We start from the raw sequence: 26,428 nt of genomic DNA, 5'->3' as shown, positions 1-26,428 counted from the left end.
CATTAGATATGGAAAATCAAGTAAACGATGTACAACCTCTTAACGCAAAAGGTTTAATTTTATTAATCGGATCTGTATTGGGCGCGCTAACTGCTTTTGCTTCTTGCGGATCATTTTTAAGTCTTATTGGAGGGCTAGTAGGCGGTTTTATTTTCGCAGTTTTCTTCAATACGGTGCTTTTACCTCAAAAACCTCATGACCGATAAGGGACTCCCTCCTTTAGTACGTAGCTGGCGCCAGTTCTATTGGATACTGGTGGTGTGGCTATTGTTGTGTATTGTATTTATGTATTTATTTACAGCACACTATTCATGAGTTCTATCGATTGGATAGTACTTTTCAGTACCCTGCTTTTGATTGTCGCCTACGGTGTCTTCAAAAGCAGGAATATTCGCAATATAGACGGCTATTTATTAGGCGATCGCGAATTACCTTGGTACAATGTCGGTCTCTCTGTGATGGCAACACAGGCCAGTGCAATCACTTTCCTATCCGCACCGGGGTTAGCTTACACCTCAGGAATGAGCTTTGTTCAATTCTACTTTGGACTACCTTTATCGATGATAGTGCTGTGTATCACTTTCGTCCCCATCTTTCATCGTCTTCGGGTATTTACCGCTTATGAATTCCTTGAAAAACGATTCGACATCAAAACAAGAGCATTAACGGCTTTCCTATTTCTTATTCAGCGCGGCATTTCAACTGGTATTACGATTTTTGCTCCGGCAATAATATTATCCACCATTTTGCATATTGACGTTACATACACCACCTTGGTAATGGGAAGCGTAGTCGTCCTATACACTGTCTATGGAGGGACAAAGGCTGTATCTTATACGCAGTTGCTACAAATGGGAATTATATTTGCCGGACTACTTGCCGCCGGTTTTATGGTAATACAACTTCTCCCCCAAGACATTGGCTTCAGCGAGGCACTACACATCGCTGGCAAATCGGGAAAAACCAATGCCATTGATTTCACTTTTGACTTGAACAATCAATATACGGTGTGGACGGGTTTGATTGGAGGTTTTTTCCTTCAATTATCTTACTTTGGGACAGACCAAAGCCAGGTTGGCAGATACCTAACGGGGTCTTCGATCCGTGACAGTAGGATGGGGCTTTTGATGAATGGATTATTAAAGGTGCCCATGCAGTTTTGTATTCTACTGATTGGGGTATTGGTATTTGCCTATTACCAGTACCATACACCGCCTTTATTTTTCAACTCGTTAGAGACAGAGAAGCTGGAAAACAGTAGTTATAAAGCTGAATATATGGCTCTGCTGGAACAACAGGAATCTCTCGGAGCAAAGAAGTCCCAAACAATTCACGAACTGACCAGAGCCCTAGGACGTGATGACGAAGCTGGAATAGCGCTCAAAGGTGAAGAGCTGAAGGCATTAAACGCAAAGTCGTCGGCGCTAAGGGAAGGTGTAATCGAGCTCATCAAAAAAAACGACGTACATGCCGAGACAAATGATAATAATTATATATTTTTATCATTTGTGACATCCACGTTTCCAAAAGGTTTTATCGGTCTACTGATAGCTATCATCATGCTAGCTTCGATGGGAGCTACAGCCAGCGCAATAAACTCCCTCGCCTCTACCACCGTTATTGATATTTACAAACGGTTTATTAATAAGCAGGCATCTGAACGTGCTTATTTAAAGGCATCAAGGTTGTTTACTCTGGGTTGGGGGGTATTCACTGTACTTATTGCGCTTTATGCCAACAAGCTTGGTAATCTTTTGGAAGCAGTCAACATCTTAGGTTCTTTGTTTTATGGTACGATTCTAGGAATCTTCCTTGTTGCATTCTACTTCAAGAAAATTGGGGGAAAAGCAGTCTTTTGGTCAGCCATACTTACAGAGATATTGATCATCGGCATTTGGAAAGCGGATATTGTGGCCTTTCTATGGCTTAACCTGATCGGCTGTGTGCTCGTTATCTTATTTGGACTCCTGTTTCAGCAAATGAAGAAGAATGGTTAATGATTAATTATTAATGATTGTCTAATTCCCGCCATCTCAATACTAATAGCTAAACACTAATAATACTTGCGATACAAATCATAAAGCACAGCTTGATCGTGGGCGGTCAACACTCCGTTCACTTCTTTGATGATATATTTTCGCTTAAATGCACGAATTGCTCCTTCAGGAGCACGCATATCATACCCCATTATCTTCAATGCGTCCATAGCGTTAAAATTCGGTGGTGGGCTTATCAAATAATCCTCGTTATACCAAATACCGAATCCATTTTGAGCCAGTACCTTCCAAGGAAATAAAATACTCGGATCGTCCTTTCTCATGGGTGCTATATCAGCATGGCCTATAAAATTCAGCTGTGGTATAAGGTATTTTGTCTTAAGCGTATCCAAGAGGACAAGCAAGGCATTAATTTGTGTATCTGGAAACGGTTCCTTTCCGTTGTTATCTAATTCAATTCCGATAGACATTGAATTTAGATCATCTATGCTTCCCCATTTAGATTTACCGGCATGCCAAGCACGATCGTAATCATTAAGCATCTGGATAATTTGACCAGTCTTACTGATGACATAATGCGCGCTAACTTTTGAATGCGGAACCTGAAATGTACGGACAGTCTGGGCAACACTATTCTGGGCCGTATGATGTATCACCACAAAATTTGGTTTGCGAAGATCATAATGTATTGCTCCAGCCCAATCCGCGCCTTTATAAAGCCCAGTACGCTTTTGTTCGGCTATTTTTTCTTCTGGTGTTAATTCTCGGGGAACCTGTACGAAGGAACTATCTATTGAATTATCTACAACTAACTTTGGTGCTTCGACTATGTTGGCTACTGTATCGGTCTTTATCGCATCTATATTAGCGACAACCCGAGGTGAAATCAAAGGTTTCTTTGATGTACCGCAGCCTACTATAAACCCTAGCACGCATATCCCACTAATAACATCCCTTAATCGCATATCAATCCCTACCTCGGCAATGCATATATCACACCCAAAGTCAAAGCCTGATTATACTGAACCTTTGAAGATTCATCGGAATTGTACACAATAATTCCCGAAAGCGCTACGTTGACCAAACTTGTCACCTTGGCACTTAGGGTTGCATCTAGACGGTGATCAGGATCGGAGATGTCTTTATAATCTGCAAAGAGATTATAACGCGCTTTTAGATTAAGGTTTTGAGAAAGATTGCGATCCAAATTAGCTGTGATCTGAAAAGCGAGGTCATTCTTAAATTTTTTACCCGGTTCGACACCGTAGACAGGTCTAGTAGCTTCTATCGGTGGAGCAATTCTATCATCTGCAATAATAGTCTGTCGAGCAGTACCTGTACCTAGACGTAGCGAAAATGTCTTATCAGGTTTATATTCGAAACCGAATGACTCTGTAAAATATCCTGGAGCTAAAAATGCAGAGACCGTATCGGTTATATTTTCACCCTTGGCATCATACTTATATCCTACATCAAATTGTGATTCGAAGGTAAATGAAAAATAGAGAGCCCAGGTATCTGTAAACTTATAGGCCAGTTTATTATCCCAAAAAAGCCTATCCAAATTTTTCTTAGCTAATTGATCTTTATTCCAAATCTTTCCATACTTAAAATCAAATTCCGTAACGAAATTGAATCGGTCTTTATTATAATCCGATTTATGCCAAAACGTACCCCCGATAGCCACCGAATTTACCCCTCCTGCATTCCAGTTTTCACTAAAGGATGCCTGATTTGCATTAATACCAAATTTGGTCCAATGCTTCCAATAATCGACTTCTAATCCGAGCTTAGGTATCGGAACATTAATTTGTTTGATCTGAAGGCCTTTTGCTGTATCTGCAGTCAATTTTTCGGTATTAGGTTTCTCTCTCAGATCCTTTAGATTTGCTTGAGAAAAAATATCGCCACTCACAAAGAGAAGCAACATACTTAAAAACAAGGGTAAACATTTCATCATAGACTATAACTAATCATTATTACTAATATCAATTTTATTCAAATCCGGTAAAGGTTTAATATAAGGCACAAATTTAAAGTACTGATACTTGGACTTTATATAATTTACCATTTGATAATGTGTTGCCAAAGATACAAAATCATACGAAGGTCTGTACCTTACCATAAAATTGTCTAATGGTTCGCCTTCTAATCCTATTACCGATTTAACTAACTCTTTAGAAAAACGCATGTCAACAATATTCTCTTCATATTCTCTTTCGAAATACTTCGTCAACCGTCTCGCATTCTTTGCTTCTTTACTGAAGAGACTATAAATCGCATTTATGCTTAGGCCGGCCCCTGTTGGCCCAACACTTAAATAACTTCCTGGATCCGCCAACTTGTAAGCCTTGTCATAGTCTCTTCGGCGCTCTGCAAGAATTTGCTCTGGAGATTTTTTACCTACAACAGTGACTGGATCGATATAAATGGAGGTCTTCTTTAAATTAAAAATCAATACTTTTTGCCCCTCATACGTCAATGTATCACCAAAATATTGCTCCCTTTGCGCTATGATCTGGTCACCAAGAGACATCTCAAGTGCAAACTCTCCTCGTGAATTATTAAAGACATTTGCTCCGCTGGTCTTATTTATGATCAATACACGACCGATCCGCTGCTTTGTATCTTTATCAAAAATCAAACCTTCTACTTTTTGTTGCGAATAAGCTGACAGGCAAAAAAAAAGCAAAAACAATAATGATATTATGTTTAGATTGGTATTCACAAGCGTAAAGCTACATTTTTGCAAAACAAAACACCATACTTTTAACAAGTTTTAATATTACTTGGTAATTACTAGAAGTTGTCCAATTGAAATCTCATCCCCCAAAAGGTTGTTCAATTGCTTGATTTGATCAACGGTAACATTGTACTGACGCCCGATACTGTATAAAGTCTGTTGCGGCTTTACCTCGTGAATAATCATCGCAACCGGTGATTTTATCTGTTCAGGTTTTGTAATAGGTTCTGTTTCTACTTTTGTCTCAATAACATGCACTACCTGCTCCTCTCTTCTCTCCTTTTCGACATAGGTCTCTGCCCGATCATATTGATAAAGAGAATATCTTTCTATCAGGTCAATAAGTAATTCCGGATAGCGTGGATTAGTGGCATAACCTGCCTCTTTTAATCCTTTGGCCCAACCTCTATAATCGTTTTTGTCAAGAGTAAACAGATTTTCGTAGCGCTTACGTAGTAAAAACTGGGAGTGATCTTTAAACGACTGCTCGGGATTGTCGTAAACACGGAAACAGTCATTCGGATTATCATCTGCTCTACTTACACTTTTCCCCTTCCAGACTCCTCCACACTTAATACCAAAGTGATTATTGGCCTCCCTAGCCAAATAAGAGTTCCCATTTCCCGATTCTAAAAGTGCTTGGGCCAATTTAATGCTCGCCGGAATACCGTATTGATTCATCTCTCTGATAGCAACTCCCTTATATTGTTCAATATACGAAAGGCCTGTGGTTGAAGTCCCTCCTTTGGAGGGGGGCTTTTTGGAACCATAAGAACCCGATGAATTGGGATGAGACAACACTGTACCTCTTTTTGAAGCACAAGAGCTCAACAGTCCTAAAAGGACGAAAAGTAAAAAAAGAGATCTCATCAAAAAACAAAAAGTATAAAATGTATTATTTTACATCTAAATCGTCCAGATCATAACGATCGATAGTCCCTAAAACCTTGCGACTCCAATCGCGGGTTGCAGAATATCCTGACCGTGCAATTCCTCTGACCCATGCGGTGTAATCTAGTGGAGAATATTTATCGAATAATCCCTGTGTTGATTTTCTCCGCTGCAATAAATCTACAAAATCATTATAAGATGCCCAAACAGACTCATAGCCTTTATAAGCAGACCTGATGGTCTTACTATTGTTTTTTCCCTTAATTCCAAAATGATTGTTCAAGTTTGTGGCAATTCGGCTATTGCCATAGGCACTTTCATGAATAGCAATTGCTAAAATCACAGATGCTGGCACACCTGTTTCGCGCATGAGTTGCTGTGCAACGCTCTTGTGCTGCTCGATGTAACTTGAAGGGCTAAATTTCTTTTGTCCTAACAGTGTCGTTACAGAAGCAAAACACAATACGATTATTAGCAACATTTTGCTGCATAAACATTTTTGCATTTTCTACTTTTTAGTTCAACAATTACTTTTTGCGCAATACAAAAAGCCCGTCTCTAATCGGCAAAATCAACTTTTCTACACGGTTGTCTTTTGCCAGGGTAGCATTTAATTCCAAAACCTGCTTTGTCTGATTATCTGGATTTTCTTCAAAAACCTTTCCCTTCCACAAAACATTGTCTATCAAAATCACTCCCCCTGAAGGAATACGATCTATTAACATCTCGTAATAAACCAAATTCCTCTTTTTATCTGCATCGATAAAAACTAAATCAAATTCTCCTGCAATCGCAGGTATCACTTCGAAAGCATCCCCAATGTGATATTTTATCTGAGCGGCGTATGCAGATCGCTGAAAATATCCAGAAACGCGCTCCTCCTGCTCTTCATTAATATCTATTGTATGTAAGATACCGTCCTCTTTTAATCCTTCCGCTAAACATAACGTTGCATAACCTGTAAAAGTACCTATCTCTAAAATTTTCTTTGGAGACAGCATCTTACTAATCATGGACAACACCCTTCCTTGGTAATGACCAGACAACATATGCGGCATTGTTTCTTTTAGATACGTCTCTCTGTTTATCGTACGAAGCAACGAATTCTCTTCGCCACAAGTACCTTCTAAATAACCACTTACCCGTTCTTCATTTTGAAACATAACTGCAAATCTACGGAACTAATTCAAAAAAAAAACTTTTTTTGCTACAGAACATAGACATCAAGACCGTAAAAGGGTTTAATAAATAACTAAAAAAGCCCTGTTTTATCTCGAAAAACAGGGCTTTTTTTGAATTCTAAAAATATATTATCGGCTAATCCAACGAAGCTGTAATTAGTCTCAAGAACTCGGATCTTGTAACATCATTCTGAAATTCACCTGTAAACGCCGAGGTTGTCGTTACTGAGCTTTGCTTTTGAACACCCCGCATTGCCATACACATGTGCTTACACTCCATTACTACAGCTACCCCTGCAGGGTTCAATGTTTCTTGGATACAATCTCTGATCTCATTCGTCAAACGCTCCTGCACTTGTAGACGTCTAGCGAAAGCATCTACAATACGTGGAATTTTGCTCAACCCCACTATATGTCCATTAGGGATGTAAGCGATGTGGGCTTTTCCGAAAAAGGGCAACATATGGTGTTCGCACATCGAATACACTTCTATATCCTTAACAACCACCATCTGGCTGTAATCTTCTTCAAACATCGCACTACGCAATACCTCTGCAGCATCAACATCATACCCATGTGTTAAGTATTGCAAAGCTTTAGCTACCCGTTCTGGAGTTTTGATCAAACCTTCCCGATTGGGGTCTTCACCTATGGCGGAAAGAATGTCGTTGTAATGTGAGGCTATACGGTCTACCTGCTCTACATTATACCGTTCTACTTTTTTATAGCGATCCAATTCCTCATTGAAATCCGTAGGATTACTCATTTTAGCTAATTATTTTATGTGATTAATCGCCGAAATATTCGACGGAATTATTTTCTGTTTCGAATAGTTTTACACTATGTAGTTGAACATGTTCTTGCTCAAAATGAGGTTTCAACACTTTAAATATCTCCATAGCAATCACTTCTGTAGAAGCCATTTTGCCATGCATAAAGTCAACATCCAAATTTATATTCTTATGATCCATCGGAGTAATGATGTAGGTATTTATAATACGCTTCATCAGCTTTAAATCGATCAAAAATCCAGTTTCTGGGTTTACCTCTCCTTTTACAGTTACATACAATTCGTAATTGTGCCCATGCCAATTGGGATTAGAACAATAACCAAAAGTGGCTTCATTTTTCTCGTCCGACCAATCTTCGCGATGTAGCTTATGGGCTGCACAGAATCGCTCTCGCCTTGTAATGTATATCATATACGCAAACTTAGATAAAAATGCTTTTATAAACAATCATATATCCCATTTGTACTGTATTAAGTCATTTACACTTTCTGTTCTTTTTTGTTAGATCCCTTTTTGATAAAAACATACCGTAAAAAACTCTATTTTAGCAGCTAAAAGCAAAATACACCCGCATCAAGGTTAAATCACAAAAAAATGAAACCTCTAGTCGTCGTTGCTACCGAAGGGGAAATTGCCCCAAGTTTAGATTTGTTAACAAGGTTACAGATTCCTTATTTAATTACAGGGGTCGGAATGACTGCGACCGCATATCAATTAGGTAAGAAGGTTACACAATCTCGCCCTGATTATATCCTAAATATAGGAATAGCCGGTTCCTTTTCTAAGGATATCGCCTTAGGGAGCGTAGTCAACATTGTAAAAGATCATTTTTCAGAAATCGGGGCAGAGGATACTGAACAGTTCCTTTCTTTTGAAGAACTTGGCTTTGGCAACAGTACATTCTATTCTTCTATCCCACCCGGGGTCTGTATTTCACTTCCACAAGAAACAGCGATCACCGTAAATATGGTACATGGACATGAACCATCCATTCATAGCATTAAAAAAAGATTTCCCGATGTAACGATTGAAAGTATGGAGGGGGCGGCAGTACTTTTGGTTGCTACAGAAGAAAATATACCTTGTATTCAGATACGTTCCATCTCTAATTACGTCGAAAAGCGAAACAGAGATAGCTGGGAAATACCACTAGCGATCAAACACCTAAACAAATGGCTACAGGATTTTTTAACAGAAAGCAACCAATAAACTGAAAGAATGACACCCAAAAAGCGTTCCTCAAAGTCATACCGATTGGAATGCAGCACAACAGAGAGCTTGATCCGACAAGTTGGAGAATCTAAGGACTATACAAGAGTTGTACACCTATGAAATATCCACGTAGCAATGGCTACACAAACACGTATGACCGCGAAGCAGCAGGCACACTATCAGACAACTAAAACCGTACATAATATAGTTTGGATATTCCATGCCGACTCATCGGCACAAGATATAATGGTCACTAAAAGACAAACCGATCCGCCAGCTGGCGGATCATCGCAGATAATTATACATATGAAATATCATTATTAAATAGTATTTTTGCATATCAAAGGTTAATTAAAACGATTTCAAAACTAATGAGAGAAATTCAATTCAGAGAAGCGCTTCGTGAAGCAATGAACGAAGAAATGCGTAAAGATGAAACTATATTTTTAATGGGCGAAGAAGTAGCAGAGTATAACGGTGCTTACAAAGTAAGTCAAGGTATGCTAGACGAATTTGGCTCAAAACGTATTATTGATACTCCTATTGCTGAATTAGGTTTTGCAGGTATCGCTGTCGGAGCCGCAACACATGGCTTAAAACCAATTGTGGAATTCATGACATTCAACTTCTCATTAGTTGCAATAGATCAAATCATCAACTCGGCAGCAAAAATCCGCCAAATGTCCGGTGGTCAGCTTGCTTGTCCAATTGTATTTCGTGGCCCTACAGGTAATGCAGGACAATTGGCGGCACAACACTCTCAAAACTTTGAAAACTGGTATGCCAATACACCAGGACTAAAAGTAGTTGTTCCTTCTAACCCTTACGATGCAAAAGGATTATTAAAATCATCAATCATAGATCCAGATCCGGTAATCTTCATGGAATCTGAAGTAATGTATGGTGATAAAGGAATGGTACCTGAAGAAGAATATTACCTTCCTATCGGAAAAGCAAATATTATACAAGAAGGAACTGATGTAACAATTGTTTCTTTTGGAAAAATGCTACCAAGAGTAGTTATCCCTGCTGTAGCAGAATTAGAAAAAGAAGGCGTTAGTGTAGAGTTAATTGACCTACGCTCTGTGCGCCCTATTGACTACAAAACAGTAGTTGAGTCTGTGAAGAAAACAAACAGATTAGTGATTGTAGAAGAAGCATGGCCATTAGCATCTATTTCTTCTGAAATCTCTTTCCATGTTCAGAAAAATGCTTTTGATTACTTAGATGCACCTGTATTGCGTGTAACATCTGCAGACGTTCCATTGGCATACGCACCTACTTTGGTAGAAGCTACTTTGCCGAATGTGGCTAAAGTAATAAATGCCGTAAAAGAGGTCACTTATAGTAAAAAATAATTTGTACATAAGATACAAGTCAAAGGAGTCCTAAAGGGCTCCTTTTTTTGTGACTATAATAATTCATAAAAAAAACCTATTTTCACCATATATTATATCCATATGAAAAGACTTTTCACCACATTATTCGTTGCCTCGACAATCGTAATAAGTACGCAGGCACAAGAGAAAATCACCTTCAAGTTGAATCCAGAAAAAGGTAAGGTCATCCCAATCGAAATGATAATGAAATCAGATATAGAGGGGGCTCAAAACATGATCATGGATATGACCATGCGCATGAATATGACTGCAACAGAAGTTACAGAATCATCGGCTAAGTACGAGGCAAAATATACTCAAGTCAAAACAGATATTAATGCCGGGATAGTTACTATTTCGTATGATTCGTCCAAAGAGCCTTCCAATCAAATGGAAGAAATGATGGCTACACAGATGAAACCTCTATTAGAGAATACACTTAGTATCACGATGGATAAAAATGCCAAAGTTTTAGCAATGGACTTTCCAAACGTTCCAGCAGAAGCCTTTGACCGATCTAGTATCCAAGGAATGTCGGTTGCTTTTCCAGACAAACCATTATCTATCGGAGATTCTTGGGAAAATGAGCTCAGCTTGGCACAGCTAGGTGCCAAAGGAAAGAATGTAAATACCTTCGCAGGGAAAACGGCTGAGGGCTATAAGATTAATATAACGGGTACTTATACAGACAATGCGGGCACTAATATTGGTACATCTACCGGTTATTATATCCTAGACCCCAATACGTTTTTTACCACACACTCTGTGGTCAATACAGTTATTGAAGTGCAGGGAAATAAGATTTCTTCTAGCATAGAATTAAAAGAAATAAAATAACAGAAAAGTCCCTCCTAAATGGAGGGACTTTTCTGTTATTCTAATAGCCAACGTTATAGACTAAGCGTTAATTTCAGATTTATAAGCATCTGCTGTCAACAACGCATCTACATCAGCTGGGTTAGTTAATTTTACACGGATGATCCAGCCTTCACCATATGGATCAGAGTTTACTAATTCTGGAGAAGCATCGATTGCATCATTCACTGCCAAAACCGTTGAGTTGATAGGCATGAACAAGTCAGACACAGTCTTTACTGCTTCGATAGTACCAAATACATCATTTGCAGCTACCTCTTCTCCTACAGTGTTAATATCAACAAAAACAATATCACCTAACTCGCGTTGAGCAAAGTCAGTAATACCGATTACGGCTTCATCGCCTTCTACACGAATCCATTCATGATCCTTTGTGTATTTCAATTCTGCTGGAAAATTCATTTTTTCTTCTTTTTTTTCAAAAATATCATTAACATTTGACATTACCAAAAGCGAATATGTGTATTTTTAGAATATGAACAGTCAAATTGCAAAGCTTTACGAAATAAGTCGAAAAGACAGTCGTTTAATAGTCGGTCTTATGTCTGGAACCTCTTTAGATGGCCTCGATATTGCCCTTTGTCATATCCAAGGGAGTGGTGTTGATACCAAACTGAATATCCTCCATTTCGAGACATTGCCCTACGAAGAGCAATTCAGAACATATATCCGAAAGATCTTTGCAAAGACTGCAATAAACCAACAAGATCTCTGCGGCATCAACCCCTATGTAGCAATCACACATTCCAACCTTGTCAACCAGGCTTTAGCCAAATGGGGGGTCAATCCATTGGATGTGGATCTCATAGCCAGTCACGGACAAACGGTATACCATGCACCCCAGATACTTACGAAAGACTATAATCTCCCAAATAGCACACTTCAGATCGGAGATGGTGACCACATCGCTGTGCACACTAAAATCATTACGCTATCAGACTTTCGACAAAAACATATTGCTGCAGGAGGAGAAGGGGCACCTTTAGCAGCCTATGGTGATTTCCTATTATTCACAGACATGAACGAAACTCGAATACTGCTCAATATCGGTGGTATTTCGAACTTTACGTTTCTTCCCAATCAGAACTCCGCGCTCCAAGGATTTGCAACCGATCTTGGCCCCGGCAATACAATGATGAATCAATACATGTTTGAGCACTTCGATCTGGAAATGGATGTAAACGCCGAAAAAGCGCTATCGGGAAAGATCAATGACAGATTGCTTTTTCATCTATTACAGGAAGACTTCTTAGATTTAGCCTTTCCAAAGACGACAGGCCCCGAACTCTTCAACCTTAGCTATCTCCAAAAGAAACTGGAGGAGGCAAACGTAGATAAACTGTCTCACGAAGACATCATGGCTACGCTCAATATGTTCTCGGCCAAAGCTATTGTGCAAGGCATCAGAAAAGTCACAGCGGGACTAGAAAATATCGCTGTATATGTAAGCGGTGGTGGTATACACAACCCTCTATTGATGCAAAATATCAGCGCTGAATTACCCGATGTAAAAGTAGCTTCAATTGACGAAATAGAAATGAACCCAGATGCTAAAGAGGCCTGTCTTTTTGCCCTCTTGGCGAATGAAGCCGTTGCTGGGAATCCAGATCATGTTTCCGGATTAAAAGATTCTCCGGCAGTATGCATGGGCAAAGTTAGTTTCCCTTATTAAGGCTCAATATCAATCGCCTCTTGAATAAATTTTTTAAGTGGATAAATCCTTTTGCAAACAGCTATGACATTTTGTAACGCATCCGGACTTATTAGCTCGACGTCAGTGAGCGGCTGATGAATGATAAAACTCTTCAACTTGAGAATTTCGATATTCGGATCATCTGCGGTGTATCCTGCAGGAGGCCTACTTAACTTGTCTTCTTGAGAAAGATCAGAAAGCTGCCATTCGCCATTTTTCAAGGCTACTTCTAGCGCTTTATAATTATAATCAATCTCTTGCCGAATCGCATCAAGATGTTCCTTCTTAGGGCGCCAATATCCCGCAGCTATAAACGAATTCTGAGGCTCAATATGAATATAGTACTCCGGCCCCTCAAGCTTCCTGCCATCTATAGAGATACCGGCTGCAAGCCAAGACTTATAAGGAGATTTATCTTTAGAAAAACGTACATCTCTATAAATCCTAAACATACATTTAGCGGCTTTGATATCCGTATTTATCAATGGATCGAACTTAGACAACTCGGCAATCATTGCTTCGATGAATAACTTTACATTCTGCAAAGCCTCATCGTAATGATCTTTATGTTCCTGAAACCACTCTCTTGAATTATTTGCTTTAAGTCCCGAAAGAAAATCTATTGTTGCTGCGGAAATATTCATATGTAAATAATTATCTTCGATGATCCGCCAGCTGGCGGATCGGTTTTACTTTTAATGGTCATTATCTTGTGCCGATGAGTCGGCATGGAATATCCAAAGTATATTATGCACGTTTTCGTGCAGTTCTGCTACATGGATATTTCATAACTATTGTATCATTAACAAAAACAAAAACACTAAAGGAGCAGCCATCAATAGACCATCGAATCGATCTAAAAGCCCCCCATGTCCAGGCAAGATATTACCAGAATCCTTTACACCTAGACTACGTTTTAACATAGACTCCACCAAATCACCTAATGTCCCAAATATCCCTATAATCAATGCCATAGACGCCCATTCCCATTTGGCTAAAGACCCAAAATATTGCTCTAGATTAAAGGCTATCGCCATCGCAAATACAACTCCACCGATAAACCCCTCCCAAGTCTTGTTGGGAGATATCCGTTCAAACAATTTACGTTTTCCAAAACTTCTGCCAGCAAGGTATGCTCCGGTATCGTTAGACCATAGGATCAATAAAAATCCTAAAGGGATATAATAATTGAAAGTTCCTTTCACAAAACCTAACGCTACAAAAAACAAAAATGGAATCCCTGCATAAACAATCCCCAGCAAGGTATATCCAATATCATTAAACGGGAATGTACGCTTTTGAAACAAGGCGTAGATAAACAATACAGAGAAAAACGGTATAAATAACCAAACTTTGATAAAAGGAATAAAACCAACACAATGCAAACCTATAAGCACCGCTAGCATGGTCATAGCGAGAAGCCCTAGAACCAGCATTGGTTTTATTTCTTCTTTACGGACTATGCCATAAAATTCATACAGACACCAGAGCCCGATCGAGGAAAAAAAACATACAAAAACAGCTTGCCCTAGTAAATGGGCTCCAATCAATACTGCTATAAAAAAGAAACCTGTAATAGCTCTAGTTAACATCCTCTATCTTTGTATTATTACCTTCTCCCGCTTCGATTAATCTCAATGCTTGCTCCTCCAAGTCTTCATGAACATACAATTCTATCTTACCAAACAAATAAGAAGAGTCTTGCTTATTCATCGTGACCGAAGGAATATCATTTTCCTCAAGCATCTGCTTCACGATCTCGGCTTCGATCGCACTATTGTATACCGTTATCTTTTTCCAACCCTTCTCCATTATCCTTGTTTACTTTTTGAAATTTTATAAAACCACATTCCCAACAATATTGTTAGCATAAAGCTGCCAATATACACAAATATTGAATAGCTCTCATATGTTTGTAGATCGGCATACGTCTTCCCTTGTCGTGTATAAACAAAGGCTAATACCGCTACAGTCGCATTATTAACAAAATGTGCTACTATTGGAATCCAGATATTTTGCGTCCAAACAAACATATAACCAAAAAATACACCTAATATCATGCGGGGAAAAAAACCAAAAAACTGAACATGTATAGCGCTGAAAATAATAGCTGAAATCCATACGGTAAGGTGATAATTTTTTGTCAACCGCTGGATCATGTGCATCAAAGATCCCCGGAAATAGTATTCTTCGGCGATTGCCGGCATAATTGCCATGACGATGATATTGGCAAGAAGGAGCTCCCATCTATCGACCATAACTATGCGTTCTGTCAATACCGCCATGCTGTCTTCTTGTGTTCGCATCCAGACTTCTATTTTATTCCAACTGTCTGGTAGTGTCATCGTCATATTTGCTTCGCCAATTAATTGCATAATCGGACCAAAAGCAAATAATAATGCTGCCGCTATAGCATAGGAAAGCCAACTTCTTTTATCCTCACCAGGGAAATAATTAAAATACGGCTCGAGCTTTTGCAGAACAAGAGCTGGTAGTAAAAAGGTTCCGAAAGAACTAGAAACTAATAACGCGTATAAAAAAAACGGACGATCGGAAAAAGAAGACAAATCTCCGCCATTGTCTAATAATTCGGCAATCCCCCCTCCCGAAAAGACACCAAGGATGAGTACCAACAACTGGACCACGATACTACAGGAAAGAGTTAGCCCCAATAAAATCACAAACGAGCTCCATGGCCCATTGGGTCTACCAATATATTGATTCATGCGCTAAAGTTACTTATTATTTAGAATAACAAAAGGGGGCTAGGCCCCCTTTACATACTTTTAATTAACACGGTTCGGATCCGCTGGTTTTTTGACTTCTTGATATGGATAAGTCTTGATCTCATCTAAAAGAATCTTAACCGTTCTCTCCAATTGAGGATCTCTTCCCTCCAACAGATCTTTTGGCATCTGCTCAACAAAAATATCAGGTGCGACACCTTCATTTTCGATAATATAGTTACCCTTCAGATCATACACACCAAAGTTAGGAGAGGTAATGCTACCGCCATCCAATAGTGGTGGATACCCTGAAATACCAACCAATATTCCCATTGTAGTACGCCCAACAAGCTTACCTAATCCTTTGAAGCGGAACATATATGGCATCATATCGCCTCCTGAACCTGCATTTTCGTTAATAATCATTGCTTTGGGTCCATAGATACCATTGCCAGGTGTTGTAAACGATCTTCCATCACGTATACCCCAGCCAGCGATAAGCTCTCTAGACAATAAATCAATTACGTAATCTGCAACAGAACCACCTCCATTATTACGTTCGTCCAGCAAAAGCGCTTTTTTGTCCATCTGTGAAAAGTAATACCTATTAAAATTGGTATAACCTTCCTGTCCTGTATTCGGCATATATACATAAGCAATCTGCCCATTACTTAACTGGTCCACTTTCTTACGATTAGCTTCAACCCAGTCCATACGGCGCAATTCGATCTCATTGGCAAATGAAATAGGTCTTACGATCACCTCTTTAGCGCCTTCAAAAGATGGCTTAGTGTTAATCTTCAAAACAACTTGTTTTCCTACTTGATTTTCCAAAAGCTTGTATATACTTACAGCGGATGTTAGCTTTACACCATCTACACCTACGATATAACTTCCTTCCTTAACATTCAATCCTGGCTCTGCCAATGGCGCTTTAAATGAAGGATTCCAGTCTAATCGTGTAAATATTTTATTAATCTTATAATACCCATCTACCTGCTCTAAGTCAGCCCCAAGCGCACCCGTACTCACTGACGGCGATGATGGCTGATCACCTGGGTAGATGTAGGCGTGACCTACAACCAACTCGCCCATCATCTCATTCAATAGGTACCCTAAATCGGAACGATGGTTGACATAAGGTAAAAATTTCTCATATTTCGCTTTTACAGCCTCCCAGTTTGCACCATGCATATTCTCTACATAGAAAAATTCCTTTTGCATCGCCCAAACCTCATTGAACACTTGCTTCCATTCGGCCGCAGGGTCCACTTCGAATTTAAAGTTGTCTATATTAACTTTTCCTGAACCTGGAGCTGGCTTTTGCCCTGCTGCAACGATAAAATAATCTCTACCGCTGATATACATCATCTTTTTACCGTCTGCGCTGATACGAAATGCGCGCGCATTCTCAACAAGAGTTTTATCCTCCATTTTTGTGAGATCGAAAGCCCCTATGGTACCGCCCCTCTGGTAGGTCAATGTATTCTCGATACTTCCATCCAGTCTGTAATAGTTTGCCGGAAGTGGTAAAGCGACGATACGATTGTTAATATCATCAAAATCTACTTCCAATTTCTTCTCTACAGGCTTCGCTGCCGGCTTTAACTCTTCTTTGGCTTCTGACTTTTTCTTATCTTTCTTGTCAGCGACCTTATCTTCTTTTTTAGGCTCTTCTACTTTATCTTCTTTTATCGTCTCTTCGTCACTTTCGTTTTTGAATAGAGAAGGCGTCTTTTTTGACAGAATAAAAGCATAGACGTTATACTGTGGGTTACGTTCGTACGCAGACATGTGCAGCCCTGAGTTAGTCAGTCCTGTGTTTGTACTTGCGATAAAGAAAAGATACTTTCCATCCTTGCTAAAGGTAGGCTGTGCAGCGGCACTCATGCCGTCTGTAATTTGATGTGTCTGTTTGGTCGTCAAATTATACATAAATACAGCACGCACACCGTTATTAAGACTCTTTACGTAAGATATCCAGTTTGAATCAAATGACCAAGATGGTTCAAAATGATTACGCGTACGGCCAGTAATAGAAGCTAATTTATCAGAATCAACCAACACCACATTTTTAGTCGCTATATCTACGTAATACAAATTCAAATGTGCATCATTGAAAAACAACTTTTTACTATCGGGCGACCATGTTGGCTCAAAAAAGAATAAACCAGCACCTAAGTTGATATAAGTTGGCTCATCTACAGCCTTCTGATCACGTAGTACAAGCTGATACTTACCATTTTTGTCCGAAAGATACGATACCCATTTTCCATTTGGAGACCAAGAAGGGAATCTTTCGTGACTTCCAGCGGAATTAGAAATATTTCTAGCATCGCCTTTTTCTTTGGGAACTGAAACGATTTCACCACGGCTTTCGAATAAGGCGCGCTGTCCGGTAGGAGAAATGTCAAAGTTGCGGATATCATCTCTTAGATCGACGTATTTTGACCTCTTGAACATAGGATCAGCTGTTACGGCAATCTTCAAAGTATTTACTTTCTTTGATCCTAAATCAAGAATATGCACTCTTCCATCGTATTCGAATGTTAGCTCATTGCCTACTCCCTGCAGAGTGCGAACATCGTAATCAGTGTAATTTGTAAGCTTCTCTACCTTTTTTGATTTAGTATCGTAGCTATAAATATTTACAATCTTATCTCTATCGGATAAAAAGTAAATTTTCGAACCCAACCAGATCGGTCTCACATCGTTACAATTTTCACCAGGAATAACTTCGGTATTTTTAGTTTTCGTATCGAAGAGCCATATGGATGGCATGCCTCCTCCGCGATAACGTTTGAAAGCAACACGATCCCGCTCGGTCGGATCAGCGTTTTTGATATATGCCCAGTACCGACCATCATCAGACGGTGTTCCTTGATATGCTTCAGGCATCATCAACGGCGTAGAGTTCTCCGCCGCAATTCCTGTTTTGTATAATCGAGATCCTAATGAGTACTGAAACTCACGTGTTGTCTGGAAATACACTTCATTGTTATTCAACCATCCTCTCACCAAATCCGCTGTCGGGTGAAACGTGATACGCTTTGGCTCACCACCTTCTACAGGAATAGTATATACATCTGTATTTCCGTCATAATTACCTGTAAAAGCAATTTGCTTACCATCAGGAGAAAACATGGGGTTCATTTCGACTCCAGGATTGGTGGTTAGTCGACGTGGATTCTGCCCGCTTTTATCGGCAATCCAAATATCCCCACCATAGACAAATGTGACATGTGTCTTGCTAATGCTGGGGTTACGCAACAGCAATGTTTCCTGTTGAGCATGAGCCGCAGACAGGCTACCTACAGCCAGGACTACGCTCAGTAAATTAGAGACTTTTTTAAACATAAAGATATTTTCAAGGTTATTGAACGACAAAGATATTTGATTTTACAGGAAGAAAAAGAGTTATATCCAAGTTGTTGCAATAAGATGTAAAATATCTCTGCATCAGAACCACTTCTCCTGAGTCCGCCCAGCTGGCGGATGACAGATAAAAATCAAACCGTGCGAGCTCATGAAATAATTATACATATATGAAATAAACAAAAAAAGGCTGTCCAAAATGAACAGCCTCTAATATTGTCTTGTAATTGACTACGATTAATCTTCAGATGCGATCTCTTCGTCAACGATAATACGTCCACAGTGCTCGCAGATGATAATTTTCTTGCGTTGACGAATCTCTGATTGCAACTGCGCAGGAATCTTATTATGACATCCAGAACAACTATCGCGTTCGATAGAAACTACAGCCAATCCGTTACGGTAAGAGCTGCGAAGTTTATTGTAAACCTTCAAAAGGCGCTCTTCGTTCTTACCAGCAGCGGTATCCGCTTTCTTCACCAACGCTTCTTCTTCAATCTGCGTCTCCGATGTGATTGTTTCTAATTCTTGTTTTTTAACGTCAAGTTCTCCTTTAGAGTAATCTAAATTCCCTTTTGTCTTTTCGTAAGCTTCTGTTTTATTTTTAATTTCAAACTCAGCTTCTTTGATACGTTTTTCACAAACTTGAATTTCTAGGCCTTGAATCTCAATCTCTTTGGATATCGCATCATACTCACGATTGTTCTTAACCTCATTCAATTGACCTTCGTATTTTTTGATTGCAGACTGTGCATCTTTAATCATGTTTTTACGTTTTACAATTGAATCCTCTAAGTCGTCTAGGTCAATACGAATCTTTTCAAGACGCGTTTCTAACCCAGCCAATTCATCCTCCAAGTCGGCAACCTCTATAGGTAGCTCGCCACGTACTTGACGAATCTTATCTATCTTTGTGTGGATCGATTGCAATGCCCACAATGCTTGTAATTTTTGTTCTACGGTTTGTTCCATTAACTGTAGTATTTTATAGGATTTGTATCTATTTCTGTCAATAGAACAGCAAAGTTAACAAATTTTTTCTGAATAATCTCTAACAATAATTCTTGCGTAAATTGTTCAGATTCGAAATGTCCAATATCAGCAATTATTAGATCTCCCTCAGCATCAAAAAACTCATGATATTTGTAATCCGCAGTAACGAAAATATCCGCTCCTGATCGCTTAGCCTCACTTAATAGAAATCCACCAGCTCCACCACACACTGCGATACGTTCTATTGGTTGGTTCAACAGCTTAGTATGACGAATTACATTTAGTTTTAGTCGATCTTTCAAATAAGGCAAGATACTTTCGGAATCCATAGCCGTGGGCAGGTTACCAATCACTCCAGACCCTACTTGCTGTAGATTGTTTTCTAACGTTACGATATGATAAGCGACTTCTTCATAGGGATGTACGGCTAACATCGCAACCACGATACCTCGCTCTGCTGGCGCGGGAAAAACAACTTCAATCTTAGTTTCTTCTACACGCTCTTGTACTCCCACCTCTCCTATAGTCGGCTTCGCTCCATGTAAAGGCCTGAACGTACCATAACCGGCAGTATTATAACTACATTGGTCGTAATCCCCTATACTACCAGCACCGGCTTCGAATAGCGCTTGACGAACTTGTTCGACATTAGCGCGAGGAACATATACGACAAGCTTTTTTAGTAATCCCGATTTCGGGCTTAATATAGCTTGGTCTATTAAGCCCAATTTATCTGCTATTTTAGAACTGACACCTCCCGTTACATTATCCAGATTTGTATGTATAGCATACAGTGCAATATTATTTTTTATCGCTTTAATCACTGTACGCTCTACATAATTCTTATTGTTGAATTTTTTGAGTCCTTTAAAAACAATCGGGTGATGCGAAATAATCAGATCACATCCCTTTGCTATTGCCTCATCAACAACTTCTTCTGTACAATCTAATGCTATTAATGCTTTATTAACATCGTCATCTGGGTGCCCGACAATCAGACCAGAATTGTCATACGCCTCTTGATAAGACAAAGGAGCGATCTGCTCAAGATACTGTGTTATTTCTTTTAGCTTCATGCGATTCGTATTTATTGATATTCTTCCTCTTGTAAATCTTCATCATCCTGCTTAGTACTATCCCGATACTCAAAAGGCTGCTTTAGTAGCTTTTTATATTCATATATTTTAAACCAATACAACACAAAACCTACAAAGGCAATAATGGAAGCCATAAATCCGACAAAGGCCGGTAGCGGAATATTACTAACCATATAGCCCCCAGCATACATATATCCTTGCTTCTGTGTCGGATCTTCTTCTACAGCAACCTGTCGGTCATAAAACTCATTATTCAGAGAATCGGTAAGTCTGCGAACAACCACAAAATTCCAATAAATATTAAAGAAGGGCAATGCAACAAACCAGGCTTGGCTTGGCAATAGGCACCTGTTTTCTTTTTTTATCAAATTTAAAGTCGTCCGTATCGTATTTGCAAACAGAATCCAGATAAACAACTGGATAAAGAATGCTACCACCAAATACGGGACGAGTTTTTGAAAATCAGGATTTTGTAAGAGTTCTTCCATTTATTATTTTTTCACCGCTTCCTACAGACCCTTCAGTCAATCTGAAGCGAGCCCGAAACGTGTTTAATTTATTTTTAAAGATAAAAAGAGTTAGGCAAATATTAAAAAGATAGCGGGTATCTTATGTAGATCTAGGGCCTGCTGTTTCCAATCTGCCACAGACATACTATATATCATTTCATCCGGTCCCGTCAAATTTGCAGCGACACAAATCCTTGTGCTAGGTTTACACACTTTCAATAACTCACTCAAAAGCTGATTGTTACGAAAGGGTGTTTCAATAAATATCTGGGATATTTTTTCGCGAAAACTCTGTGCTTCCAAATCCTTTATTTTCTTACTTCGCTCTCCCTTGTCAATCGGCAGATAACCATGAAAAGTAAACTTCTGCCCGTTAAATCCAGAAGCCATCAAGGCCAACAGGATGGAACTAGGCCCGACTAGCGGAATAACCTGTATATTACGCCGATGCGCCTCCAGAACCACCTCCGCTCCTGGATCAGCAACCCCTGGACAACCAGCTTCGGACATTAATCCAATATCTTTTCCTTTAAGAACATTAGCAAAGATGATATTGTAGTCGATTTTTTCCCGAGCATGCTTACCAAAATCATGAATAATGAGCTCAGATTGTGGTACGGTCAATCCTGCTGTTTTCAAAAACTTACGGGCGGTCTTTTCATTTTCGACCACATACTCGTGCACTTTCGCTATTACATCTTGATGCAATAGCGTGTATGATGATCTTTCGGCTCCCTCTGCCAAAGGAACTGGTATTAAATAAAGTTTGCCCTTTTCCATGCTGCAAACCTAGCTATTTTTTTCTGAAAGTCTCCGTACTATTGATCCGACATTACTTTGCGAGGCATCAATGAGCTCTCTTCGTTCGGTTCAATGGACATCAAGAGATTTTTTCATAACATTGTTCTTCATTATTGGCATTCAAGAGCCCACGCGATTGTATCGGGTGAGCTCTTGAATGCCTGTTGGTGACCCAAAAGAATCATGAAAGTTTTATTCAAAAGCATCTATTTATGCCAGAAAAACAGATGCTTTTCCTTATTCCCTTTTCAGCAAGACACTCCCTTTATACAATCGTGAATCACCTCCTTTGAATGCCGTCACATTATAGAAATAGGTTCCTTCTTTTAACCCCTCTCCTGTCCATTCATTGGAATAGCTATCCGCTCTAAACAACTCCTTTCCAAATCGGTCTACAATAATTAATTCGACGCGATCATAAGCCTCTAATCCTGAAATCACATAATTATCGTTCTTACCATCATGGTTAGGTGTAAACACATTTGGTATGTACAGATCTCTTGGGACTATCTTCATATATACCTTTGCTGTAGCGGTAAGACCGTTTTTATCCCTTATTCTATATTCCAATACATCATTACCTAAATATCCGTCATTGGCCACAAAGACTACTGTGCCGTTTTCTACATAAGCTCGTCCATGTAGAGGCGATTCTATAATCTCCATACTATTTACTAAGATGGGTGATGAACCAGGTTCATCATTATCCAACACTTGAATAACTTTGGACTGCCCAAAAACAATTACCGCATGATCCATCTTAGCTTGAGGAGGTGCGGTTACAAATTTTGTAAACCGAGTACCGGATAACGTTTTCGAAGATTTAGTCTCCACATCTCTTCTCGTATGAACAGCCTTTGCATCTAGACCTTCAAGATTCGTGACATTACCAATCCAGTTTCCTCCTTCGGCATCCTGCATGATCTGTGCCTCGGGATCAACATAAGCTACTCCATTTGAAGAGACTTGATGTATCAACGTATAATCCATGACCATAGGCTTATCAGAAAAAATATTCCAAACCCGGTCCATCCCGATCTCTTTGTCTTTAAATCTCAGTCCAGATGCTAGATAATCTGTAACAGCCACATAAACTTTATTTCTTTTCAAAGACGGAGTCAACCTAGCAGGCGTATAATCGTCAATCTGCTTACCTACAGGAAATAGGAAAGAAGAACGTCGACTTCCAAACTCTTTAATCAAGTGCCCTGCGAGCGGATTATTGGTGACGACAAATCGCTTGTAATTATAATTCAGTATGGTTGATTCTTCTCCGAGCTCTAGATCATTGCCATCAAGAAAAACATGTGCCCCGTCAACTGCCAGATCTATCGCTCTCCCTAATTTTAGATTAGCCGATTGATCCTTCGCAGCAGAAGATCTTAGTACATCAGGAGCCTCTTTTATATCGGCCAGCTGCAGCCCTTTATTATTCAATAAGACCAGCCTAACACCGAGCGAGTTACCCCCATTCGCATCGATACGTGTAGGTTCTGCTTTCCAATGACTATAGAATGGGTTTGTTGCAGGACTATGGATATTAATAACGCCACTTCCCGAAACTTTAGCTGTGGGTGCAATCCAGATATTCTTTACATATAGATCGATCTGACCATCAATTTTCCATTCCGCATTTTCTCCGATAAATAAAGACTCTGCGTATACGGCCTTAAACTGACTCGATGTCAAAATAGTATTTCCATTACTATAGAGCGAACTCCCAACTCCGTCTTGACCATAAAGGCTAAACACAAACAAAAGGCCGGAACAGAGAAAAACTAACTTCTTCATATCTATCTCTTTATTTTGCTAGGAATGGTAGGATTAACAATAGATGGGCCTAAAATATAAATGCGATGATCCTCTACTTCACCAAAGTTGACATTGTCAACAGGGCTTCTGGCTTCCTTTTCAGAAACATCAAAATAACGCAAACGAACGTAAGTACTATACGGTCTGCGGAGTGCAGGAACAATCCATTTCAGCACAGCCTCACCATCGCCATCACTTTGAATGTCAGCCATTGCCATTTCGTTATCATCAAATTTCCCGTTCAGATCAAAATCAATCCAGCCAGCGACCTTACTCCCCACCTTGGCTCCCTTGTACGGTATTTTTGCGGTAATCTCATTTCCCGGCATATAATACTGTTTATAGGAAAACCGTTTGTACTCTTCAGGCCATGCATCCTCCTCATTCGACAAAAGACTTGCAGTAGGACTTTTATCATCTCCCAGGGCATCTTTAGAAAACATCGCGCCATTATCTTCATCTGGAGGCGTTGTCCCCAAATAGCTACCTTTTGTTAACGTTAGCCCTCCTGCAATATACTCTAAGGCATTTATATTTACTGTCGCCTTAACCTTATCTACTATACTAGCATTATATGCTACAGGATTAATATTGTCTTTCGAAAAAATCAGATTCTGCAACAAATGTATGGGACTTCCATAAGATGCCGGTGCATCTCCCAAGTCAGCAGCAGGATTCAGTAAACCTAAAGCTAATGCAGTCAGCCCACCTCCTTTTAATGTTGCAGTGAAAGATATCCCTAGATCAGGAATAGTTCCTGACTTATTATAAGCCTGCTCGTTAAAAGCCAAGAAAGCAACCGCTCCCGTTTTCTTGTCATTACCCCCTAAAAACTTAATGGTTTGTGTTCCTTCGCGATTATTCTCTTTACGAACGTAATACCCCCCCGTTTCATCAAGATTCTTTTGAACCTCTACCACATGCCAAGTACCATGTGCTTCAGCATAGATATATTCCCTAGTGGGATCGCCGCTACTATCCATAGAGCCCGCTAGTGATTCCGCATCCGCCACCACCATTCCAGGCAAACGAATCGGTATATCGCCAATAGTTGCTTTACAGCTGATTTTTATTTTCGCTCCGCCACCAGTTTTTGTATTCCTGATACCAGAAACCATTTTATTCTGACTCTCATTATTCTCGGTTCGTCCACCACCTATATTATAGAGAATATCTAAAAAGTCTCCGGAGGTCACACCATTACCTGTATATGTTCCTGGAATATAAGACTGAATGGCTCTTTCATCGGCATCATTTCCCGAAACATTTTCAATAGATGTAATCTGAGCCTCTATACAAAGGTATTTACCTTCTCCCAGATCGATGGAAGCTCTCGAGACAGCTCCTACGACTAACGATTCTCCTACTTTCCCATAAGGGTAATTACCCTCTCCCTGACCACCCCAATTCAACCAAAGCACCTTCCCTTTATTGGGGCTAGTACCTCCGCTTGCAAAAGCCGCTTTAACAGTATTATTTTGATAACACTGCGCTCTTACCACCTCTGCGGCAGACAAAAGGATAAGAACCATGCTCAACAAGAAACTTTTATTCGTCATTTTCATGCTTATTAAGGTCTCACGGCAAACACAATATTCATAAATGAACCAATGGTAATATCTGCATCTTGCTTAATTCTATAGGTCAGAACCCCCTCGTTCGATATACTGACCTCCTCGAAGACGGTCTTATCGTAGAAAGTCACATAATAATCGAGTTCGTTTGCTGGCAAAACTGGGAGTGTAGTTACCTTACCCACATTAACTGCACTTGATGATTGATCCGTTAGACCAAATTGTTTTTTATAACTTTCATATAGTTTTATTGTAAATACCCCCCCATTCTCTTCCATAACATCTTTATCGGAAATCTGATCTTTAAATGTTGGCATTACCATGGATGGCATATAAAAGAACTTTGGCATAGCCGATTTCAATATTTTGATCAGATCATCCGTTACCTCAACTTTGTAGTTCTTGGTATTGTTGTTTTCTTCTAAAGTAACTACCGTGCCTTTTCCTCCTGATACTGTTGTTTTTTCTTGATTTGCATGAATATCTTCTGCGATCAGCAATGCTCCAAAATCTCCATCAACTTTAATGATATTCGTTGTATTTGCACTGACTACCTTGGCATTGTGTGTGTTATTGCTCTCGTCCCTATATTCAATCCCTGTCGCATCTTGATTTAATGATGTCAAGGTCTCATTGCTCTTTACTAGAGCAGCCAAGCCTATAGTCTCCGTCAAGCCTTTAGAATTCGTATACTGCAAGGCACTGCTCTCTGCATCATAACGAAGACCTGTTATATTCAAAGCCAATTCTTTAGAAACACCCTTAGCATCTATATAGA

Annotated in this window: 28 protein-coding genes; 7 read left to right on the top strand and 21 right to left on the bottom strand. The window is 39.6% G+C overall.

Translation table 11 applies throughout. The features are described 5' to 3' along the window. Positions 1–8 precede the first annotated feature (8 nt). Together B5X76_RS18810 and B5X76_RS18805 are read left to right on the top strand one after the other, a co-directional pair. Positions 9–206, top strand: coding sequence for a hypothetical protein (locus B5X76_RS18810; protein ID WP_079645473.1), 198 nt, complete (start codon positions 9–11; stop codon positions 204–206). 105 nt (positions 207–311) lie between these two features. Continuing rightward, entirely contained in the window at positions 312–1,997 is a 1,686-nt protein-coding gene (locus tag B5X76_RS18805; RefSeq protein ID WP_079645472.1) for a sodium:solute symporter family protein, read from the top strand. A 56-nt stretch (positions 1,998–2,053) separates the two neighbouring features. Here B5X76_RS18805 and B5X76_RS18800 read toward each other — a convergent pair whose 3' ends face one another. The 8 genes from B5X76_RS18800 to B5X76_RS18765 all read right to left on the bottom strand — a co-directional run bounded on the left by B5X76_RS18800 (position 2,054) and on the right by B5X76_RS18765 (position 8,014). Continuing rightward, the gene (locus tag B5X76_RS18800; RefSeq protein WP_079645471.1) at positions 2,054–2,962 is read right to left on the bottom strand and encodes an N-acetylmuramoyl-L-alanine amidase; all 909 of its coding nucleotides are present in this window, start codon (positions 2,960–2,962) and stop codon (positions 2,054–2,056) included. 8 nt (positions 2,963–2,970) lie between these two features. Next, positions 2,971–3,927, bottom strand: coding sequence for a DUF3078 domain-containing protein (locus B5X76_RS18795; RefSeq protein WP_245801093.1), 957 nt, complete (start codon positions 3,925–3,927; stop codon positions 2,971–2,973). 39 nt (positions 3,928–3,966) lie between these two features. Continuing rightward, positions 3,967–4,641: a hypothetical protein gene (locus B5X76_RS18790; RefSeq protein WP_245801092.1), complete on the bottom strand. Its 675-nt coding sequence runs from the start codon at positions 4,639–4,641 to the stop codon at positions 3,967–3,969. 141 nt (positions 4,642–4,782) lie between these two features. Continuing rightward, positions 4,783–5,610 carry a glucosaminidase domain-containing protein gene (locus B5X76_RS18785; protein WP_079645469.1) on the bottom strand — a complete coding sequence of 276 codons (828 nt, stop codon included), beginning with the start codon at positions 5,608–5,610 and terminating at the stop codon, positions 4,783–4,785. A 25-nt stretch (positions 5,611–5,635) separates the two neighbouring features. Then, complete coding sequence (locus B5X76_RS18780; protein WP_245801091.1) at positions 5,636–6,112, bottom strand: glucosaminidase domain-containing protein; 477 nt, start codon at positions 6,110–6,112, stop codon at positions 5,636–5,638. A 46-nt stretch (positions 6,113–6,158) separates the two neighbouring features. Continuing rightward, positions 6,159–6,794: an O-methyltransferase gene (locus B5X76_RS18775; protein WP_079645467.1), complete on the bottom strand. Its 636-nt coding sequence runs from the start codon at positions 6,792–6,794 to the stop codon at positions 6,159–6,161. A 154-nt stretch (positions 6,795–6,948) separates the two neighbouring features. Continuing rightward, positions 6,949–7,578 carry a GTP cyclohydrolase I FolE gene (gene folE, locus B5X76_RS18770; RefSeq protein ID WP_079645466.1) on the bottom strand — a complete coding sequence of 210 codons (630 nt, stop codon included), beginning with the start codon at positions 7,576–7,578 and terminating at the stop codon, positions 6,949–6,951. A 22-nt stretch (positions 7,579–7,600) separates the two neighbouring features. Then, positions 7,601–8,014, bottom strand: a complete 414-nt coding sequence (locus B5X76_RS18765; RefSeq protein WP_079645465.1) for a 6-pyruvoyl trahydropterin synthase family protein — start codon at positions 8,012–8,014, stop codon at positions 7,601–7,603. Between the two features lie 183 nt (positions 8,015–8,197). On the opposite strand from B5X76_RS18765, the gene mqnB reads away from it, so the two are divergent. The 4 genes from mqnB to B5X76_RS18745 all read left to right on the top strand — a co-directional run bounded on the left by mqnB (position 8,198) and on the right by B5X76_RS18745 (position 11,031). Then, positions 8,198–8,812, top strand: coding sequence for a futalosine hydrolase (mqnB, locus tag B5X76_RS18760; protein WP_079645464.1), 615 nt, complete (start codon positions 8,198–8,200; stop codon positions 8,810–8,812). Positions 8,813–8,950: 138 nt separating this feature from the next. Further along, on the top strand, positions 8,951–9,139 hold the full coding sequence (locus B5X76_RS18755; protein WP_079645463.1) for a hypothetical protein: 189 nt from the start codon (positions 8,951–8,953) through the stop codon (positions 9,137–9,139). Between the two features lie 47 nt (positions 9,140–9,186). Further along, positions 9,187–10,173, top strand: a complete 987-nt coding sequence (locus tag B5X76_RS18750) for a pyruvate dehydrogenase complex E1 component subunit beta (protein WP_079645462.1) — start codon at positions 9,187–9,189, stop codon at positions 10,171–10,173. 102 nt (positions 10,174–10,275) lie between these two features. Further along, the gene (locus tag B5X76_RS18745; RefSeq protein ID WP_079645461.1) at positions 10,276–11,031 is read left to right on the top strand and encodes a DUF6263 family protein; all 756 of its coding nucleotides are present in this window, start codon (positions 10,276–10,278) and stop codon (positions 11,029–11,031) included. Positions 11,032–11,091: 60 nt separating this feature from the next. On the opposite strand, the gene gcvH is transcribed toward B5X76_RS18745, so the two are convergent. Continuing rightward, positions 11,092–11,472, bottom strand: a complete 381-nt coding sequence (gene gcvH, locus B5X76_RS18740) for a glycine cleavage system protein GcvH (RefSeq protein ID WP_079645527.1) — start codon at positions 11,470–11,472, stop codon at positions 11,092–11,094. A gap of 73 nt (positions 11,473–11,545) precedes the next feature. Here gcvH and B5X76_RS18735 point away from each other — a divergent pair, with 73 nt between their 5' ends. Continuing rightward, complete coding sequence (locus B5X76_RS18735) at positions 11,546–12,742, top strand: anhydro-N-acetylmuramic acid kinase (RefSeq protein WP_079645460.1); 1,197 nt, start codon at positions 11,546–11,548, stop codon at positions 12,740–12,742. Here the strand turns inward: B5X76_RS18735 and B5X76_RS18730 are convergent. From B5X76_RS18730 to B5X76_RS22060, 12 genes are all read right to left on the bottom strand, one after another. Further along, positions 12,739–13,407: a DUF2461 domain-containing protein gene (locus B5X76_RS18730; RefSeq protein WP_079645459.1), complete on the bottom strand. Its 669-nt coding sequence runs from the start codon at positions 13,405–13,407 to the stop codon at positions 12,739–12,741. The genes B5X76_RS18735 and B5X76_RS18730 overlap by 4 nt on opposite strands. 147 nt (positions 13,408–13,554) lie before the next feature. Next, positions 13,555–14,355: a phosphatidate cytidylyltransferase gene (locus B5X76_RS18725; RefSeq protein WP_079645458.1), complete on the bottom strand. Its 801-nt coding sequence runs from the start codon at positions 14,353–14,355 to the stop codon at positions 13,555–13,557. After that, positions 14,345–14,575, bottom strand: coding sequence for a putative signal transducing protein (locus B5X76_RS18720; RefSeq protein ID WP_079645457.1), 231 nt, complete (start codon positions 14,573–14,575; stop codon positions 14,345–14,347). The genes B5X76_RS18725 and B5X76_RS18720 overlap by 11 nt, the downstream gene beginning before the upstream one ends. Then, a complete protein-coding gene (locus B5X76_RS18715; RefSeq protein WP_079645456.1) occupies positions 14,575–15,489 on the bottom strand; it encodes a CPBP family intramembrane glutamic endopeptidase in 915 nt (304 codons plus the stop codon). Before B5X76_RS18715 ends, B5X76_RS18720 begins: the two co-directional genes overlap by 1 nt. 60 nt (positions 15,490–15,549) lie before the next feature. Continuing rightward, on the bottom strand, positions 15,550–18,846 hold the full coding sequence (locus tag B5X76_RS18710; RefSeq protein ID WP_079645455.1) for a S41 family peptidase: 3,297 nt from the start codon (positions 18,844–18,846) through the stop codon (positions 15,550–15,552). 255 nt (positions 18,847–19,101) lie between these two features. Next, positions 19,102–19,836 (bottom strand): zinc ribbon domain-containing protein, encoded by a 735-nt coding sequence (locus tag B5X76_RS18705; RefSeq protein ID WP_079645454.1) that lies wholly within the window; start codon positions 19,834–19,836, stop codon positions 19,102–19,104. Beyond that, positions 19,836–20,933, bottom strand: a complete 1,098-nt coding sequence (locus tag B5X76_RS18700) for a Nif3-like dinuclear metal center hexameric protein (protein WP_079645453.1) — start codon at positions 20,931–20,933, stop codon at positions 19,836–19,838. Before B5X76_RS18700 ends, B5X76_RS18705 begins: the two co-directional genes overlap by 1 nt. Positions 20,934–20,944: 11 nt before the next feature. Then, complete coding sequence (locus B5X76_RS18695) at positions 20,945–21,442, bottom strand: hypothetical protein (protein ID WP_176141134.1); 498 nt, start codon at positions 21,440–21,442, stop codon at positions 20,945–20,947. Between the two features lie 90 nt (positions 21,443–21,532). Then, complete coding sequence (locus B5X76_RS18690; protein WP_079645452.1) at positions 21,533–22,243, bottom strand: SAM-dependent methyltransferase; 711 nt, start codon at positions 22,241–22,243, stop codon at positions 21,533–21,535. 258 nt (positions 22,244–22,501) lie between these two features. After that, positions 22,502–24,055 (bottom strand): T9SS type B sorting domain-containing protein, encoded by a 1,554-nt coding sequence (locus B5X76_RS18685; RefSeq protein WP_079645451.1) that lies wholly within the window; start codon positions 24,053–24,055, stop codon positions 22,502–22,504. A 2-nt stretch (positions 24,056–24,057) separates the two neighbouring features. Then, on the bottom strand, positions 24,058–25,635 hold the full coding sequence (locus B5X76_RS18680; RefSeq protein WP_139375396.1) for a CshA/CshB family fibrillar adhesin-related protein: 1,578 nt from the start codon (positions 25,633–25,635) through the stop codon (positions 24,058–24,060). A gap of 11 nt (positions 25,636–25,646) precedes the next feature. Next, positions 25,647–26,428 (bottom strand): hypothetical protein (locus B5X76_RS22060; RefSeq protein WP_217699693.1); only part of this gene is annotated, 782 nt, incomplete at its 5' end.

Source organism: Sphingobacterium nematocida (assembly GCF_900168125.1).
Classification (GTDB): domain Bacteria; phylum Bacteroidota; class Bacteroidia; order Sphingobacteriales; family Sphingobacteriaceae; genus Sphingobacterium; species Sphingobacterium nematocida.
Note: the sequence above shows the minus strand (reverse complement) of the source record. Positions and strands in the feature narration are given on the sequence as shown.

What these genes read in the sequence shown, in the direction of transcription:
- B5X76_RS18810 (WP_079645473.1), top strand. Translation starts at nt 9, where the DNA reads ATGGAAAATCAAGTAAACGATGTACAACCTCTTAACGCAAAAGGTTTA.
- B5X76_RS18805 (WP_079645472.1), top strand. Translation starts at nt 312, where the DNA reads ATGAGTTCTATCGATTGGATAGTACTTTTCAGTACCCTGCTTTTGATT.
- B5X76_RS18800 (WP_079645471.1), bottom strand. Translation starts at nt 2,962, where the DNA reads ATGCGATTAAGGGATGTTATTAGTGGGATATGCGTGCTAGGGTTTATA.
- B5X76_RS18795 (WP_245801093.1), bottom strand. Translation starts at nt 3,927, where the DNA reads ATGTTGCTTCTCTTTGTGAGTGGCGATATTTTTTCTCAAGCAAATCTA.
- B5X76_RS18785 (WP_079645469.1), bottom strand. Translation starts at nt 5,610, where the DNA reads ATGAGATCTCTTTTTTTACTTTTCGTCCTTTTAGGACTGTTGAGCTCT.
- B5X76_RS18780 (WP_245801091.1), bottom strand. Translation starts at nt 6,112, where the DNA reads ATGTTGCTAATAATCGTATTGTGTTTTGCTTCTGTAACGACACTGTTA.
- B5X76_RS18775 (WP_079645467.1), bottom strand. Translation starts at nt 6,794, where the DNA reads ATGTTTCAAAATGAAGAACGGGTAAGTGGTTATTTAGAAGGTACTTGT.
- folE (WP_079645466.1), bottom strand. Translation starts at nt 7,578, where the DNA reads ATGAGTAATCCTACGGATTTCAATGAGGAATTGGATCGCTATAAAAAA.
- B5X76_RS18765 (WP_079645465.1), bottom strand. Translation starts at nt 8,014, where the DNA reads ATGATATACATTACAAGGCGAGAGCGATTCTGTGCAGCCCATAAGCTA.
- mqnB (WP_079645464.1), top strand. Translation starts at nt 8,198, where the DNA reads ATGAAACCTCTAGTCGTCGTTGCTACCGAAGGGGAAATTGCCCCAAGT.
- B5X76_RS18755 (WP_079645463.1), top strand. Translation starts at nt 8,951, where the DNA reads ATGGCTACACAAACACGTATGACCGCGAAGCAGCAGGCACACTATCAG.
- B5X76_RS18750 (WP_079645462.1), top strand. Translation starts at nt 9,187, where the DNA reads ATGAGAGAAATTCAATTCAGAGAAGCGCTTCGTGAAGCAATGAACGAA.
- B5X76_RS18745 (WP_079645461.1), top strand. Translation starts at nt 10,276, where the DNA reads ATGAAAAGACTTTTCACCACATTATTCGTTGCCTCGACAATCGTAATA.
- gcvH (WP_079645527.1), bottom strand. Translation starts at nt 11,472, where the DNA reads ATGAATTTTCCAGCAGAATTGAAATACACAAAGGATCATGAATGGATT.
- B5X76_RS18735 (WP_079645460.1), top strand. Translation starts at nt 11,546, where the DNA reads ATGAACAGTCAAATTGCAAAGCTTTACGAAATAAGTCGAAAAGACAGT.
- B5X76_RS18730 (WP_079645459.1), bottom strand. Translation starts at nt 13,407, where the DNA reads ATGAATATTTCCGCAGCAACAATAGATTTTCTTTCGGGACTTAAAGCA.
- B5X76_RS18725 (WP_079645458.1), bottom strand. Translation starts at nt 14,355, where the DNA reads ATGTTAACTAGAGCTATTACAGGTTTCTTTTTTATAGCAGTATTGATT.
- B5X76_RS18720 (WP_079645457.1), bottom strand. Translation starts at nt 14,575, where the DNA reads ATGGAGAAGGGTTGGAAAAAGATAACGGTATACAATAGTGCGATCGAA.
- B5X76_RS18715 (WP_079645456.1), bottom strand. Translation starts at nt 15,489, where the DNA reads ATGAATCAATATATTGGTAGACCCAATGGGCCATGGAGCTCGTTTGTG.
- B5X76_RS18710 (WP_079645455.1), bottom strand. Translation starts at nt 18,846, where the DNA reads ATGTTTAAAAAAGTCTCTAATTTACTGAGCGTAGTCCTGGCTGTAGGT.
- B5X76_RS18705 (WP_079645454.1), bottom strand. Translation starts at nt 19,836, where the DNA reads ATGGAACAAACCGTAGAACAAAAATTACAAGCATTGTGGGCATTGCAA.
- B5X76_RS18700 (WP_079645453.1), bottom strand. Translation starts at nt 20,933, where the DNA reads ATGAAGCTAAAAGAAATAACACAGTATCTTGAGCAGATCGCTCCTTTG.
- B5X76_RS18695 (WP_176141134.1), bottom strand. Translation starts at nt 21,442, where the DNA reads ATGGAAGAACTCTTACAAAATCCTGATTTTCAAAAACTCGTCCCGTAT.
- B5X76_RS18690 (WP_079645452.1), bottom strand. Translation starts at nt 22,243, where the DNA reads ATGGAAAAGGGCAAACTTTATTTAATACCAGTTCCTTTGGCAGAGGGA.
- B5X76_RS18685 (WP_079645451.1), bottom strand. Translation starts at nt 24,055, where the DNA reads ATGAAGAAGTTAGTTTTTCTCTGTTCCGGCCTTTTGTTTGTGTTTAGC.
- B5X76_RS18680 (WP_139375396.1), bottom strand. Translation starts at nt 25,635, where the DNA reads ATGACGAATAAAAGTTTCTTGTTGAGCATGGTTCTTATCCTTTTGTCT.